Origin of the sequence: Variovorax trehalosi, assembly GCF_051216415.1 — a bacterium.
Lineage (GTDB): Bacteria > Pseudomonadota > Gammaproteobacteria > Burkholderiales > Burkholderiaceae_C > Variovorax.
This window is the reverse complement of sequence record NZ_JBPJZG010000002.1, coordinates 347,881-360,602: the sequence shown is the minus strand read 5'-3', so window position 1 is coordinate 360,602 and position 12,722 is coordinate 347,881. Positions and strand designations below refer to the sequence as shown.

Sequence of the window (12,722 nt, the reverse complement as noted above, 5' to 3'; positions counted from 1 at the left end):
GTCAGTGTGTCTCCTCGGGGTTTGGCGCGGCGGCCATCGCGGCGTTGGCCACGGCGATCTGCTGCTGCTTGACGATCTCGCGGTACATCTGGTCGCGGCCGCTCAGGTACTGCTTGGGCCAATCGACGTCGCGGCTCTGCAGCTTGGCGGCTTCGTGCAGCGTCCACGCGGGGTCCGCGAGATGCGGGCGCGCGATGGCGCAGAGGTCCGCGCGGCCGGCCGCGATGATGCTGTTGGCCTGGTCCGCATCGGTGATCGCGCCCACCGCGATGGTCGCGATGCCGACCTCGTTGCGGATGCGGTCGGAGAACGGCGTCTGGTACATGCGGCCGTAGACCGGCTTGGCGGCACGGGTGGTCTGGCCCGAAGACACGTCGATGAAATCGGCGCCGGCTTCCTTGAAGAGGCGCGCGACCACGACCGCATCGGCGTCGGTGTTGCCGCCGGGCGCCCAGTCGTGCGCGGAGATGCGCACGCTCATCGGCTTGTCCTCAGGCCACACGGCGCGCATCGCGCGGAACACTTCGAGCGGGTAGCGGCAGCGCGCCTCGATGTCGCCGCCGTATTCGTCGGTGCGCTGGTTGGTGAGCGGGCTGATGAAGGCCGACAGCAGGTAGCCGTGTGCGCAGTGCAGCTCGAGCCAGTCGAAGCCGCATTCGACGGCGCGGCGGGTCGAATCGACGAACTGGTCGCGCAGCGTGTCCATCTCGGCGCGCGTGATCGCGGCCGGCAACTGGTTCTGCTCGCCATAGGGCAATGCGCTGGCGCCGAGCACCGGCCAGTTGCCGTCTTCGAGCGGTTCGTCGGTGCCTTCCCAGCCCACGCGCGTCGAACCCTTCGGGCCACTGTGGCCGAGCTGCATCGCGATCTTCGCGCTCGACTGCGTGTGCACGAAATCGACGATGCGCTTGAAGGCCGCTTGCTGCGTGTCGTTGTAGAGGCCAGTGCAGGCCGGCGTGATGCGGCCTTCGGGCGTCGGGCTTGTCATCTCGACGAACACCATCGCTGCGCCGCCTAGTGCGCGCGCGCCCAGGTGCACCAGCAGGAAATCTTGCGGCACACCGTCGACTGCGCTGTAGGTCGCCATCGGCGAGACCAGGATGCGATTCTTGAGCGTGAGGCCGCGCACCTTGTACGGCATGAGCATCGGCGCCATCGCCTTGCCGCCTGCGAGCCACTGCTCGTAGCCGCCGAGCCATTGTGTGTCGCGCACGCGCAGGTTCTCGTGGCTGATGCGCTGCGAGCGCGTGAGCAGCGAATAGGCGAACTGCTCGATCTGCATGCCGGTGTAGCGCGGCACGTTCTCGAACCACTCGGTCGAATTGCGCGCGGCGTTCTGGATCTTCAGCACCTCGACGCTGCGGCGCGCCTCGTAGCCTTCGAGCACGTGGTCGACGGTACCGCCCTGCTCGAATTCGTTCGCGAGATCGATCGCATCTTCGAGCGCGAGCTTGGTGCCCGAGCCGATCGAGAAATGTGCCGTGTGCGCGGCGTCGCCCATCAGCACAACAGGCACCGAGCGGCCTTCGACGTCGATGCGGTGCGTCCAGCGCTCGCACACCACACGCGGAAAGCGGATCCAGTTGGCCGAGCCGCGCAGGTGCGTGGCATTGCTGATCAGCGAGTGGCCGCCCAGGTACTTGGCAAACAGCTTCTCGCAGAAGGCGATGGCCTCGGGCTGCTCCATCTGATCGAGGCCGTGGGCCTTCCACACGGCTTCGGGCGTCTCGACGATGAAGGTGGAGGTCTTGTCGTCGAACTGGTAGGCATGCGCCTGGAACCAGCCGTGCTCGGTTTCCTCGAAAGCGAAGGTGAAGGCGTCGAAGGTCTGGTGCGTGCCCAGCCACACGAAGCGGCAGTTGCGCAGGTCGACGTCGGGCTTGAACACGTCGGCATAGCGCTGGCGGATGCGGCTGTTGAGGCCATCGCTCGCGATCACGAGGTCGGCCTTGTACTGCGCGGCGATCGCCTGGTCGTCGGTGGCGTCGGTTTCGAACACGAGGTCCACGCCCAGCGCGAGGCAGCGCTCCTGCAGGATGTTGAGCAGGCGCTTGCGCCCGATGCCGCAGAAGCCGTGACCACCCGAGCGCACCTGGCCGCCCTTGAAGAAGACCTGGATGTCGTCCCAGTGATGGAACTCGTTGCCGATCAGCGCGGCGGTGTCGGCATCGGCCGCCTTGAGGTTGCCCAGCGTCTGATCGCTCAGCACCACGCCCCAGCCGAAGGTGTCGAAAGGGCGGTTGCGTTCCACCACCGTGATCTGCAGCGCAGGGTTGCGCGCCTTCATCAACAGCGCGAAATACAAACCCGCCGGACCGCCGCCGATGCACAGGATGCGCTGGAGGTCCGAGGCGGGAGCGGATTGGAGCGGACTGAGGCTGTTCATGGTTGAATAGTTTAGACATAAACAATCTGCTGTCAATGCTGGTTTCGTAACGGGTCCTGCAGAAGGCCGTGTAGAGACGGATGCAAACACTTGCAAAAATCAATACCATGGGCCCCATGCAAAACTTGATACCCAAGATCGAGTCGCAGCTGGCTTCGCTGCCTGTCCCCATCGCGCTGGAACTGCCGGATGGCCGGCGCGTTGCTCAGGCGGGAGCTCGCGTCACGCTGGCTTTCAAGGAGTGGACGGTGCTGGCCAAGCTGGCCGCCCGGCAGGTGGGCGCCATCGGGGAGGCCTATGTCGAGGGGAAGGTGCAGATCGAGGGCGCCATGCGCGACCTGATCGACGCTACCGTCGGCATGCTGCCCGGCAACCCGGCGGAGACCGACACCAGCTGGTGGAGCCGGCTGCAGCACCGCGCCAAGTCGCGCGGCTCGCATTCGCTGCGCAAGGACGCCGCGCAGATCGAGTTCCACTACGATGTTTCCGACGATTTCTACGCACTGTGGCTCGATCCGCGCCGCGTGTATTCATGCGCCTACTTCCGCACGCCCGAGCTCACGCTGGCCGAGGCGCAGGAGGCCAAGCTCGACCACATCTGCCGCAAGCTGATGCTGCAGCCGGGCGAGCGCTACCTGGACATCGGCTCCGGCTGGGGCGCGCTGCTGCTGTGGGCCGCGGAGCACTACGGCGTGGACGCCACTGGCATCACGCTGTCCAGGAACCAGCACGCGCATGTGCAGCGGCTCATCGAGGAAAGGGGCCTGCAAGGCCGGGTTCGCGTGGAGTTGCGCGACTATCGCGAGCTGCCGGACGCCCAGCCGTTCGACAAGATTTCCTCCGTGGGCATGTTCGAGCACGTAGGCGCGGCCAACATGCCAACGTACTTCCGAAAGATCCACACGCTGCTCAAGCCGGGCGGCCTGGTGCTCAACCACGGCATCACCTCGGGTGAGCTGAACTATCGGCAGCTGGGCGCGGGCATGGGCGACTTTATCGAGAAGTACATCTTCCCCGGCGGCGAGTTGCTGCACGTGACGCACGTGCTGCGCGAGACAGCGGCGGCGGGCCTGGAGATGGTCGACACCGAGAGCCTTCGCCCGCACTATGCGCGCACGCTCTGGGCCTGGTCGGATGCGCTCGAGGCGCAGCTGGACACCGCGCGCGAGGTGCTGCAGCGCAGCGGCGGCCGCCAGGGCGAGAACGCGGAGCGCGTACTGCGCGCCTACCGCCTGTACCTGGCGGGTTCTGCCATGAGTTTCGAGCAGGGATGGATCTCCCTGCACCAGATGTTGTCGACAAAGCCTGACGGCAATGTAGGGCGCGCAGACGTCTTGCGCGGCGCGCAATCGGTGTACCCTTTTGCCCGTGACTACATCTACAAGTGAGTGAGAAACACCATGCTCTATCGGTTCCAGTCCCGGGCTTCCGCTGATTTCGTGATGCTCGAAGTGCACGCGCGCCAACTGCTCGACATCATCGGCAAGTCGGCCGCGCCGCAAGGCATCGTCACGGTCGAGCAGATTCCAGGCGCCATCTCCGCGCTCGAGGCCGCACTGGCCCGCGAGGGCAGCAATGCCCACAACAACGACGACTACGCCGTCGAAGGCCACACCAGCGACGCCGAGAAGCAGCATGTAGGACTGCACCAGCGTGCAGCCCCCCTGCTTCACATGCTCAAGGACTCCCTGGCCGACAAGAAGGACGTGACCTGGAAGACCTGAGCGTCCCGGTCAGTCGACCTTTGCGCCGGAGTCCTTGACGACTTTCGCCCACTTCACATGCTCGCTCGCAATGAGCTTGGTGAAGTCGGCCGGTGAATTGCCGCTCGGGATCGCACCCTGCGCGAGCATCTTCTCCTTGATGGCGGGCGTGCCGAGCGACTTGGCCACTTCCTGCTGAATCCGGTTCACGATCTCAGGCGAGGTGCCGGCCGGCGCCAGCAGGCCGAACCATGAGCTCGCCTCGAATCCCTTGAGCGTCGGCCCGCCCGCTTCCTCTACCGTCGGAAGGTCGGGCAGCGCCGGCGAGCGCTGCGAGCTGGTCACGGCCAGCGCGGTGAGCTTGCCGCCCTTGATCTGCGCCATCGACGAGGGCAGGTTGTCGAACATCACGTCGGCATTGCCGCCCACCATGTCGAGCAGCGCCGGGCCCGAGCCCTTGTACGGGATGTGCGCCATGAAGGTGCCGGTCATGCTCTTGAAGAGCTCGCCCGCCAGGTGGATCGAGGTGCCGCTGCCGCTCGATGCCATGTTCAGCTTGCCCGGGTTCGCCTTGGCGTACTTGATGAAGTCCTGCACGTTGTGGATGTTCAGCGCCTTGGCTTTGTCGGCGTTCATCTCCATCACGTTCGGCACGGCCGCCACCAGCGTGATCGGCACGAAGTCCTTGATCGGGTCGAAGGGCAGCTTGGGGTACAGCGCGCGGTTGATGCCGTGCGTGCCCACCGTGCCCATCAGGAGCGTGTAGCCGTCGTTCGGTGCGCGCGCCACGATCTCGGCGCCCACGTTGCCGCCCGCGCCCGCGCGGTTGTCCACGATGAATTGCTGGCCGAAGGCCTTGGAGAGCTCGGGCGCGACGGCCCGCGCCAGGATGTCGGTGGTGCCGCCGGCCGCGAAGGGCACGACGATGCGCACGGGCTTGGTCGGCCAGGTGCCCTGGGCCCACGCGGCGGGCGCCATCAGGGCGATGGCGGCAGCGGCCGACGCCGTCAGCGCGGCCCGGCGATTCGTTTTGAAAGATAAGTTCATGCGCGTGTTTGTACAGGTGAACCATCCCGGTCGCCGCGAGTGAAAACCCCGGGAACCGGCGCTTTCAGGCCACCTGCATCCGCTCGGCGAAGCGCTCGCTGCGAAAGCGCTCCAGCACGAAGTCGACGAACGCGCGCGTCTTGGGCGGCAGCAGCTTCTTGCTCGGGTAATAGAGCCACACCACGCCTGCGTCGAAATGCCATTCGGGCAGCAGCCGCACCAGTTCGCCGCTGCGCAGGCCCCGCTCGACGAAAGGCATCGGCAGCATGGCCACGCCCAGTCCCATCAGCGCGGCATGCGCGATCGCCTCGGGGTCGTTGAAGATCGCGCGCGGCCGCGGCAGCTCCACCGTGGCCTGTTGACCGCCCGCATGCTGCAGCGTCCAGCTGCGCAACCGCCCTGTGGGCGAGGAGCGCCGCAGCAGCGCGTCGAGTTGCGCCAGGTCGGCGGGTTGCCCGGGCAGTTCGCGCCCCGCCAGGTAGGCCGGCGAGGCGACCGCCACCACGTGGATGCGCGACAGCTCGCGCGCCACCATGCCGGGCGACAGCTCGATGCCGCCGCCGATGGCAGCATCGAAGCCCTCGCCGACCAGGTCCACTTGCTGGTTGTCGAAGTACCAGTCGGGCAGGATGGCCGGATAGCGCGCCAGGAAGTCGCCCATCATCGGCAGCACGTACTCGCGCCCGAAGGCTTGGCCCATGCTCACTTTCAGGGTCCCGGACGGCTGGCCGTCGTCCTTGGCCAGGCCCGCCACCGCTTCCTGCAGCGTGGCGAGTGGCCCGCCGATCTGCGCGAGGAAGCGCTCCCCGCCCTCGGTCAGCGTGAGACGGCGCGTGCTGCGCTGGAAGAGGCGCACGCCCAGCCGCGCCTCGAGCCGCGCCACATTCTTGCTGACCGCGGCCGGCGTGAGCCCGAGGCGCCGGGCCGCCGCCGAGAAGCTGCCGCCCTCCGCGCTCTGGACGAAGGACTCGAGGTGATTGAGCGGTTCCATGCGTCCATTTTCGATCTCATCTTCAACTTTTGGTTGAATTTGATTGCCTTGATTGATGACTACCGGGAAGGGAGTGGAATCCCGACACTGAAGTCATTCCTCCACTGATCCAACGGAAAAAATCATGGCTTCCACCGCTTCCACCTCCTCTTCTTCTCCCGTCCTGGCCGGCAAGGCCGCCTTCGTCACCGGCGGTTCGCGCGGCATTGGCGCGGCCATCGTGCGCCGCCTGGCGCGCGACGGCGCCGCCGTGGCCTTCACCTATGTGAGCGCCCAAGCCGAAGCCGACAAGCTGGCGGCCGAGGTCCAGGCCGCCGGCGGCCGGGCACTGGCTATCCGCGCCGACGCCGGCGATGCCGCCGCGCTGTCGGCCGCCGTCGCGCAGGGCGCGAGCGCCTTCGACCGGCTGGACATCCTCGTCAACAACGCCGGTGTTTACCTCGGCGGCGAGCTCGACACCTTCTCGCTCGCGGATTTCGACCGCACCGTGGACGTCAACGTGCGCGCCGTGTTCGTCGCCGCGCAAGCCGCCGCGCGCCACATGGGCGATGGCGGGCGCATCGTCAACATCGGCAGCATCAACGCCGAGCGCGTGCCGGCGGCCGGCGCCAGCGTCTACGCGATGAGCAAGGCCGCGATCGTCGGCCTCACGCGCGGCCTGGCACGCGACCTGGGCGCGCGCGGCATCACGGTGAACAACGTGCAGCCCGGCCCGGTCGATACCGACATGAACCCCGCCAGCGGACCGCGCGCCAGCTCGATGCACGACGTCATGGCCCTGCCGCGCCACGGCCGCGCCGAAGAGATCGCCGGCATGGTCGCCTACCTCGTGGGCCCGGACGGCGGTTTCGTCACCGGCGCGAGCCTGAGCGTCGACGGCGGGTACACGGCCTGATCCCCGGCTCTGACGCGGCGGGCGCGATGAGCCCGCCGCGTCAGCCCAAGAGCTTCTTCGCGCCTGCCACGATGGCCTCCACGCCGACGCGCGACTGCACTTCCAGCACCGGCGAGTAGCCGACCGGAATGCGCGGCGCGCCCAGCCGCGCGATGCGGCAGCCCGTAGCCTCCGCGGCGCTGGCCGCGATCTCCGCACCGAAGCCCGCGGCCTGCACCGCCTCGTGCACCACCAGCAATCGCCCGGTGCGCGCGCACGAGGAGAGCACCGTCTCGCGGTCCCACGGCCACAGCGTGCGCAGGTCGACCAGGTCCACCGCAATGCCTTCGGCCGCGAGCGCATCGCACGCTGCAGCGCAGGCCTGCATCTGCCGGCTCCAGCTCACGAGGGTGAGCGCATTGCCTTCGCGCACGCGGGCCGCCTTGCCGAGCGGCACGGCGATGTCTTCATCGACTTCGCCGCGCAGGCCCCACAGCGTCTTGTGCTCGATGTAGACCACCGGGTCGCCGCATTGCAGCGCAGCGCGCAGCAGCCCGTAGTTGTCCTGCGGCGTCGAAGGGCTCACCACCACCACGCCCGGCAGGTGCGCGAACCACGCTTCGAGCGATTGCGAATGCTGCGCGGCCGACGCGTCCCAGATGCCGCCCGGCATCCGCGCCACCAGCGGCACGCGGCCCTGGCCGCCGAACATGAAGCGGTTCTTGGCGGCCTGGTTCACCAGTTCGTCCATGCCGCAGAGCGCGAAGTCGACCACGCGCATCTCCACGACCGGACGCAGCCCCGCGAGTGCCATGCCCACGCCGGCACCCATGATCGCGGCCTCGCTGATCGGCGTGTCGATCACGCGTTCGGTGCCGAAGGTTTGCTGCAGCCCCTTGTACTGGCCGAAGATGCCGCCGCGGCCCACGTCTTCGCCGAGCACGACCACGCGTGCATCGGCTTCCATCTCGCGCTGCACGGCGAGCACGGCGGCTTCGGCGTAACTCAGTTCCTTGCTCAATGCCATTGGCCCGCTCCAGTGGTCTGCACGTCGGTGAATGCGTCGCTCGCATCAGGCCAGGGCGCTGCATCGGCGATGGCCAGCGCGGTATCGACTTCGTCGCGCGCCGCGTTCTCGATGGCGTCGAGCGTGGCCGCGCTCACGCCCGTCGAGAGCAGATGGCCGCGCGTGCGCGCGATCGGGTCGGTTTCGAGCGCCGCGGCCAGCTCGGTCGGATCGCGGTAGGCCGCGAGATCGACCGACACATGCCCTTTCACGCGGTACGTCAGCGCATGCAGCAGGCGCGGCCCGGCGCCGCCGCGCACTTCATTCACGAGCCGCGCGGCAGCCTCGTGCACCGCGAACACGTCGTTGCCATCGACCTGCGTGGCCGCGATGTCCATCGATGCGGCGCGCGCCGAGGCGCCGTCGCCGGCCGTCATCGGCCCGCTCGCGGTGGTCGCGCTCCAACGGTTGTCCTCGCAGACGAAGAGCACCGGCAACTCGTACACGCGCGCCCAGTTCAGTGCTTCGAGAAAGGGGCCGCGGTTGATCGCACCGTCGCCGAAGAAGCAGACAGTGATGTCGTCACTTTTCTTCATCAGCTTCTGCGCATGCGCCGCGCCAACCGCGATCGGCAGTCCCGCCGCCACCACGCCGTTGGCACCGAGCATGCCGACCGAGAAATCCGCGATGTGCATCGAGCCGCCCTTGCCGCCATTGAAGCCCGTGGCCTTGCCGAAGAGCTCGCACATCATGCGGGTGAGGTCTGCGCCCTTGGCCAGCGTGTGGCCGTGGCCGCGGTGGGTAGAGGTGAGGTAGTCGCTTGTGCGCAGGTGCGCGCACACGCCTGCGGGCACGGCCTCCTGTCCGGTCGAGAGGTGCAGCGGGCCGCGCACTTTCGCGGCGGCGCCGGCCTGCTGGCCGTAGGCGCTCACGCCGCCCTGGCTTGCAGTTTCGGCGGCGTTCTCGAAGGCGCGGATGCGCACCATCGTGCGGTACAGCGCCTCGCCGGCGCCGGGGGGAATGCTCGGGTCCATCGGTGTCTCCAGTGCTTTTTTTGTACTCGCGATCATGCCCGAGGACTCGCGGCGAGGCATTCGCGGGAGTGACCTTCGGCACTGGCCGTGCGGGCGCGGCGCCCCTATCGTCGGGCGCTAACCTTGGCGCCCATGCATCTTCCGTTTCTCCCCATGCTGTCCCTCGCTGCATTGCTGGCTCTGCCAACAACGGGCACCGCTCAATCGCCGCAACATCCACCCCTGCTGACGCCATTGCCGGCCGAGCGCATCGTGCCACTGCAGGGCGAGCGTTGCACCTGCGCGCTGGTGCCCGCCGGCCGCTCGGGCGTGCCGCCGTCCTTCGACACGGTCCTTGCATCGAGCACGGCCGAGGAAGTGCGCGTCGTGCTGAACGGGCGTGAACGCGAGCTCTCGAATGCCCGCAGCAAGAAGATCGGCCGCGACTGGGTCAACACCTACCGCAGCGACGGTGCGGTGGTCACCATCCGCTCGCGCGAAGTGCCCTTTGCGCCGACCTGCGCCAACCACCCCGATCCGCCGTCCGAGGGCTCTTGCTACGCCGGCGAACTCCGGGCCTCCGTGGATGGCGGCGCGCCGCAGGGCCGGCCGATCGTGCAGGTGTGCGGGTGCTGAACATGGCCACGATCCGCCTGCGCACCCTGCTGCTCGCCGTGGCGGGCGCCGCGCTGCTGGCCGCCGCCGGCTATCGCGTCGTGACTTACACCAACCTCAACCCCGGCCAGGAGGTGGGCGCCGTGGTCGACGAGTTCAACGGCGTGAAGGTCTACTACAACGGCGGCGTCAACAACTCGGAAGGCCGCAATCTCTCGCGCGACGGCTACAACCTGGGCATCAAGTACCAGTGCGTGGAGTTCGTCAAGCGCTACTATTTCGAGCGCTTCAACCACCGCATGCCGGACGCCTTCGGCAACGCGAAGGATCTCTTCGACGCGAAAACGCCGCAGGGCGCACTCAACCCGAAGCGCGGGCTCGTGCAGTACCGCAACGGCGAGGCCGAGAAGCCGCAGGTCGACGACCTCGTCATTTTTCCGCCCACGCTTTTCAATCCGTACGGCCACGTCGCGATCGTTGCGGGCGTGACCGAACGCGAGGTCGAGATCGTCCAGCAGAACCCCGGCCCGTTCTCGGGCAGCCGGGCCCGCTTTGTCTTGGAGGCCGTCGATGGCCGCTGGAAGATGGCGGGCAGCGCACTGGGCTGGCTCCGGGTGGCCGCAGCCCCTTCATCGACGCCCGCTCCGCACTGATTCGTTGCATTCTGGCGCTCGGGAATTCCCCGATGCCAATCCTGCGTACCAGATGGGATAGTTAGTTCGCCTTTCAAACTAACTAATTTCTTACACGGCAGGAGAGACACCGATGCAACTCAAACAAACTTTGGCCGCCATGGCCTTCGGCCTCACCGCCGTGAGCGCACTGGCCCAGACCGTGGTCGGCGTGAGCTGGTCCAACTTCCAGGAAGAGCGCTGGAAGACTGACGAGGCGGCCATCAAGGCGCAGCTCGAAAAGCTCGGCGCCAAGTACATCAGCGCCGACGCGGGCGGCTCGCCCGAAAAGCAGTTGGGCGACATCGAGGGCCTGATGTCCAAGGGTGCCAAGGCGCTCATCGTGCTCGCGATGGACAAGGACGCGATCCTGCCCGCCATCACCAAGGCCACGCGTCAGAAGGTGCCTGTCGTCGCGTACGACCGCCTGATCGAAGCGCCCGGCGTCTTCTACATCACCTTCGACAACGTCGAGGTCGGCCGCATGGAAGCGCGCGAGGTGCTCAAGGTCAAGCCCAAGGGCAACTACGTGATCATCAAGGGCTCGCCGAGCGACCCGAACGCCGACTTCCTGCGCGCCGGCCAGCAGGAGGTGCTCGAGGCCTCCATCAAGAAGGGCGACATCAAGATCGTCGGCGACGAGTACACCGAAGGCTGGAAGCCCGAGGTCGCGCAGAAGAACATGGAGCAGATCCTCACCAAGAACGCCAACAAGGTCGACGCGGTGGTGGCTGCCAACGACGGCACCGCCGGCGGCGCCGTCGCGGCGCTCACGGCCAAGGGCCTGCGCGGCGTGCCGGTGTCGGGCCAGGACGCCGACTTCGCCGCGCTCAACCGCGTGGCGCTCGGCACGCAGACCGCCACCATCTGGAAGGACTCGCGCGAACTCGGCCGCGAAGCCGCCAGCGCCGCCGTCGCGCTCGCGGGCGGCAAGCCGGTCGAGAAGGCCGCGCCATGGGCCGGCGGCGCGAAGAAGATCTCGCTCTCCTCGCGCCTGCTCACGCCGGTGCCGATCACGCGCGACAACCTCGACGTGATCGTCAAGGCCGGCTGGATCAAGAAGGACGAGCTCTGCAAGGGCGTCCAGGCTGCCAGCGCACCCGCGGCCTGCAAGTAAGCAAGCCAAACCGCCAGTCGTCAATCCGCGCGATGCAAGCGTCAGGCCGGGCTCTCGATGCCCGGCCGGAACGCGGTCGCGCATCCGCTTTGCGGGGGTATCCAAAAAATGAGCAATGAAACTCCGGGATGGTGGCGCCGCACGGGCGTCGACCTGCGCCTGATCCTGATGTGCGTGCTGCTGGTCGTCATGGCGGTGGCCTTCAGCATCATGTCGGGCGGCGTGTTTCTCTCGCCCGAAAATCTCTACAACGTCGCGCAGCAGACCGCCGTGGTGGGCATCGTCTCCACCGTGATGGTGCTGATCATCGTGGCGCGCCACATCGACCTGTCGGTCGGCTCGGTGATGGGTTTCGTCGGTGTGCTCATCGCGTACCTTCAATACACCTCGGGCTGGTCGTGGCCTACGGCCTGCCTCGCGGGCCTGGCGGTGGCGCTCTTGGTGTCGATCTATCAGGGCTGGCTCACGGCCGTGCTCGGCGTGCCCTCGTTCGTGGTCACGCTCGGCGGCCTGATGTCGTTCCGCGGCGCGGCCTTCCTCGTGGCCGACGGCAAGACGCAACCCGTGAACGACGAATTCTTCCAGCGCCTGGGCGGCGGCTATGACGGCGGCGTCGGCACCACCGCAAGCTGGGTGATCGCGGCGTTGGTGGCGCTCGTGCTCTTCGGGCGCATGGTGCAGAAGCGCCGCGCGCGCCAGCGCTACGAGATGCCGACCGAGGCGCTCTGGCTCGACGTACTCATCACGGCTGTGCCGGTGGCGGTGGTCTTCGGCTTCGCAGCGGTCATGAACAACTACCAGATCTCGTCCAAGTCGGAGCCGCAGGGCATTCCGATTCCGGTGCTCATCTGGGCAGTGGTCGCCATCGTGCTGTCGTTCATCGTGCACCGCACGCGCTTCGGGCGCTATGTGTTCGCGATGGGCGGCAACCCCGATGCGGCGGCGCTCGTGGGCATTCCGGTCAAGCGCGTGACGCTGATGCTCTTCGCGCTGCTGGCGGTGCTGGTCACCGTCGCGGCCATCGTGTCGATCGCGCGACTCAACGCGGGCACCAATTCGCTGGGCACCGGCATGGAGCTCTACGTGATCGCAGCGGCCGTCATCGGCGGCACGGCGCTCGCGGGCGGCAGCGGCTCGATCTTCGGCTCGGTGCTGGGCGCGCTCATCATGCAGTCGCTCGACAGCGGCATGCTGCTGCTCGATGTGCCCATCGGCAAGCGCATGGTCATCATCGGCCAGGTGCTGATCGTGGCGGTGGTGTTCGACGTGCTGTACCGCCGCAAGTTCGGGGAGAACTGA

General features: G+C 67.5%; 12 protein-coding genes. 7 read left to right on the top strand and 5 right to left on the bottom strand.

All coding sequences use genetic code 11. From position 1 onward, the window contains the following. Position 1 precedes the first annotated feature (1 nt). Positions 2–2,386: a bifunctional salicylyl-CoA 5-hydroxylase/oxidoreductase gene (locus ACSFA7_RS09635; protein ID WP_435499168.1), complete on the bottom strand. Its 2,385-nt coding sequence runs from the start codon at positions 2,384–2,386 to the stop codon at positions 2–4. Positions 2,387–2,502: 116 nt separating this feature from the next. On the opposite strand from ACSFA7_RS09635, the gene ACSFA7_RS09630 reads away from it, so the two are divergent. Then, entirely contained in the window at positions 2,503–3,774 is a 1,272-nt protein-coding gene (locus ACSFA7_RS09630) for a class I SAM-dependent methyltransferase (protein WP_435499167.1), read from the top strand. Positions 3,775–3,786: 12 nt separating this feature from the next. After that, positions 3,787–4,110, top strand: coding sequence for a DUF1840 domain-containing protein (locus ACSFA7_RS09625; protein WP_206176114.1), 324 nt, complete (start codon positions 3,787–3,789; stop codon positions 4,108–4,110). Between the two features lie 9 nt (positions 4,111–4,119). Here the strand turns inward: ACSFA7_RS09625 and ACSFA7_RS09620 are convergent, their stop codons facing one another. Together ACSFA7_RS09620 and ACSFA7_RS09615 are read right to left on the bottom strand one after the other, a co-directional pair. Then, a complete protein-coding gene (locus ACSFA7_RS09620) occupies positions 4,120–5,136 on the bottom strand; it encodes a Bug family tripartite tricarboxylate transporter substrate binding protein (RefSeq protein ID WP_435499166.1) in 1,017 nt (338 codons plus the stop codon). 64 nt (positions 5,137–5,200) lie between these two features. After that, positions 5,201–6,127 carry a LysR family transcriptional regulator gene (locus ACSFA7_RS09615; protein WP_435499165.1) on the bottom strand — a complete coding sequence of 309 codons (927 nt, stop codon included), beginning with the start codon at positions 6,125–6,127 and terminating at the stop codon, positions 5,201–5,203. A 124-nt stretch (positions 6,128–6,251) separates the two neighbouring features. On the opposite strand from ACSFA7_RS09615, the gene ACSFA7_RS09610 reads away from it, so the two are divergent. Continuing rightward, the gene (locus tag ACSFA7_RS09610; protein ID WP_435499164.1) at positions 6,252–7,022 is read left to right on the top strand and encodes an SDR family oxidoreductase; all 771 of its coding nucleotides are present in this window, start codon (positions 6,252–6,254) and stop codon (positions 7,020–7,022) included. Between the two features lie 40 nt (positions 7,023–7,062). Here ACSFA7_RS09610 and ACSFA7_RS09605 read toward each other — a convergent pair whose 3' ends face one another. Then, on the bottom strand, positions 7,063–8,028 hold the full coding sequence (locus tag ACSFA7_RS09605; RefSeq protein WP_435499163.1) for an alpha-ketoacid dehydrogenase subunit beta: 966 nt from the start codon (positions 8,026–8,028) through the stop codon (positions 7,063–7,065). After that, positions 8,019–9,041 carry a thiamine pyrophosphate-dependent dehydrogenase E1 component subunit alpha gene (locus ACSFA7_RS09600; protein ID WP_435499558.1) on the bottom strand — a complete coding sequence of 341 codons (1,023 nt, stop codon included), beginning with the start codon at positions 9,039–9,041 and terminating at the stop codon, positions 8,019–8,021. Before ACSFA7_RS09600 ends, ACSFA7_RS09605 begins: the two co-directional genes overlap by 10 nt. Positions 9,042–9,194: 153 nt before the next feature. Here ACSFA7_RS09600 and ACSFA7_RS09595 point away from each other — a divergent pair, with 153 nt between their 5' ends. From ACSFA7_RS09595 to ACSFA7_RS09580, 4 genes are all read left to right on the top strand, one after another. Further along, the gene (locus ACSFA7_RS09595) at positions 9,195–9,656 is read left to right on the top strand and encodes a hypothetical protein (RefSeq protein WP_435499162.1); all 462 of its coding nucleotides are present in this window, start codon (positions 9,195–9,197) and stop codon (positions 9,654–9,656) included. Positions 9,657–9,658: 2 nt separating this feature from the next. Further along, on the top strand, positions 9,659–10,288 hold the full coding sequence (locus ACSFA7_RS09590; RefSeq protein ID WP_435499161.1) for a CHAP domain-containing protein: 630 nt from the start codon (positions 9,659–9,661) through the stop codon (positions 10,286–10,288). 112 nt (positions 10,289–10,400) lie between these two features. Continuing rightward, positions 10,401–11,423, top strand: a complete 1,023-nt coding sequence (gene xylF / locus ACSFA7_RS09585) for a D-xylose ABC transporter substrate-binding protein (protein WP_435499160.1) — start codon at positions 10,401–10,403, stop codon at positions 11,421–11,423. A gap of 108 nt (positions 11,424–11,531) precedes the next feature. Continuing rightward, positions 11,532–12,722 (top strand): sugar ABC transporter permease, encoded by a 1,191-nt coding sequence (locus ACSFA7_RS09580; RefSeq protein ID WP_435499159.1) that lies wholly within the window; start codon positions 11,532–11,534, stop codon positions 12,720–12,722.

Bases quoted from the DNA above. Each gene is read 5' to 3' on its own strand.
- ACSFA7_RS09635 (WP_435499168.1), bottom strand. From the start codon at position 2,386: ATGAACAGCCTCAGTCCGCTCCAATCCGCTCCCGCCTCGGACCTCCAG.
- ACSFA7_RS09630 (WP_435499167.1), top strand. From the start codon at position 2,503: ATGCAAAACTTGATACCCAAGATCGAGTCGCAGCTGGCTTCGCTGCCT.
- ACSFA7_RS09625 (WP_206176114.1), top strand. From the start codon at position 3,787: ATGCTCTATCGGTTCCAGTCCCGGGCTTCCGCTGATTTCGTGATGCTC.
- ACSFA7_RS09620 (WP_435499166.1), bottom strand. From the start codon at position 5,136: ATGAACTTATCTTTCAAAACGAATCGCCGGGCCGCGCTGACGGCGTCG.
- ACSFA7_RS09615 (WP_435499165.1), bottom strand. From the start codon at position 6,127: ATGGAACCGCTCAATCACCTCGAGTCCTTCGTCCAGAGCGCGGAGGGC.
- ACSFA7_RS09610 (WP_435499164.1), top strand. From the start codon at position 6,252: ATGGCTTCCACCGCTTCCACCTCCTCTTCTTCTCCCGTCCTGGCCGGC.
- ACSFA7_RS09605 (WP_435499163.1), bottom strand. From the start codon at position 8,028: ATGGCATTGAGCAAGGAACTGAGTTACGCCGAAGCCGCCGTGCTCGCC.
- ACSFA7_RS09600 (WP_435499558.1), bottom strand. From the start codon at position 9,041: ATGGACCCGAGCATTCCCCCCGGCGCCGGCGAGGCGCTGTACCGCACG.
- ACSFA7_RS09595 (WP_435499162.1), top strand. From the start codon at position 9,195: ATGCTGTCCCTCGCTGCATTGCTGGCTCTGCCAACAACGGGCACCGCT.
- ACSFA7_RS09590 (WP_435499161.1), top strand. From the start codon at position 9,659: ATGGCCACGATCCGCCTGCGCACCCTGCTGCTCGCCGTGGCGGGCGCC.
- xylF (WP_435499160.1), top strand. From the start codon at position 10,401: ATGCAACTCAAACAAACTTTGGCCGCCATGGCCTTCGGCCTCACCGCC.
- ACSFA7_RS09580 (WP_435499159.1), top strand. From the start codon at position 11,532: ATGAGCAATGAAACTCCGGGATGGTGGCGCCGCACGGGCGTCGACCTG.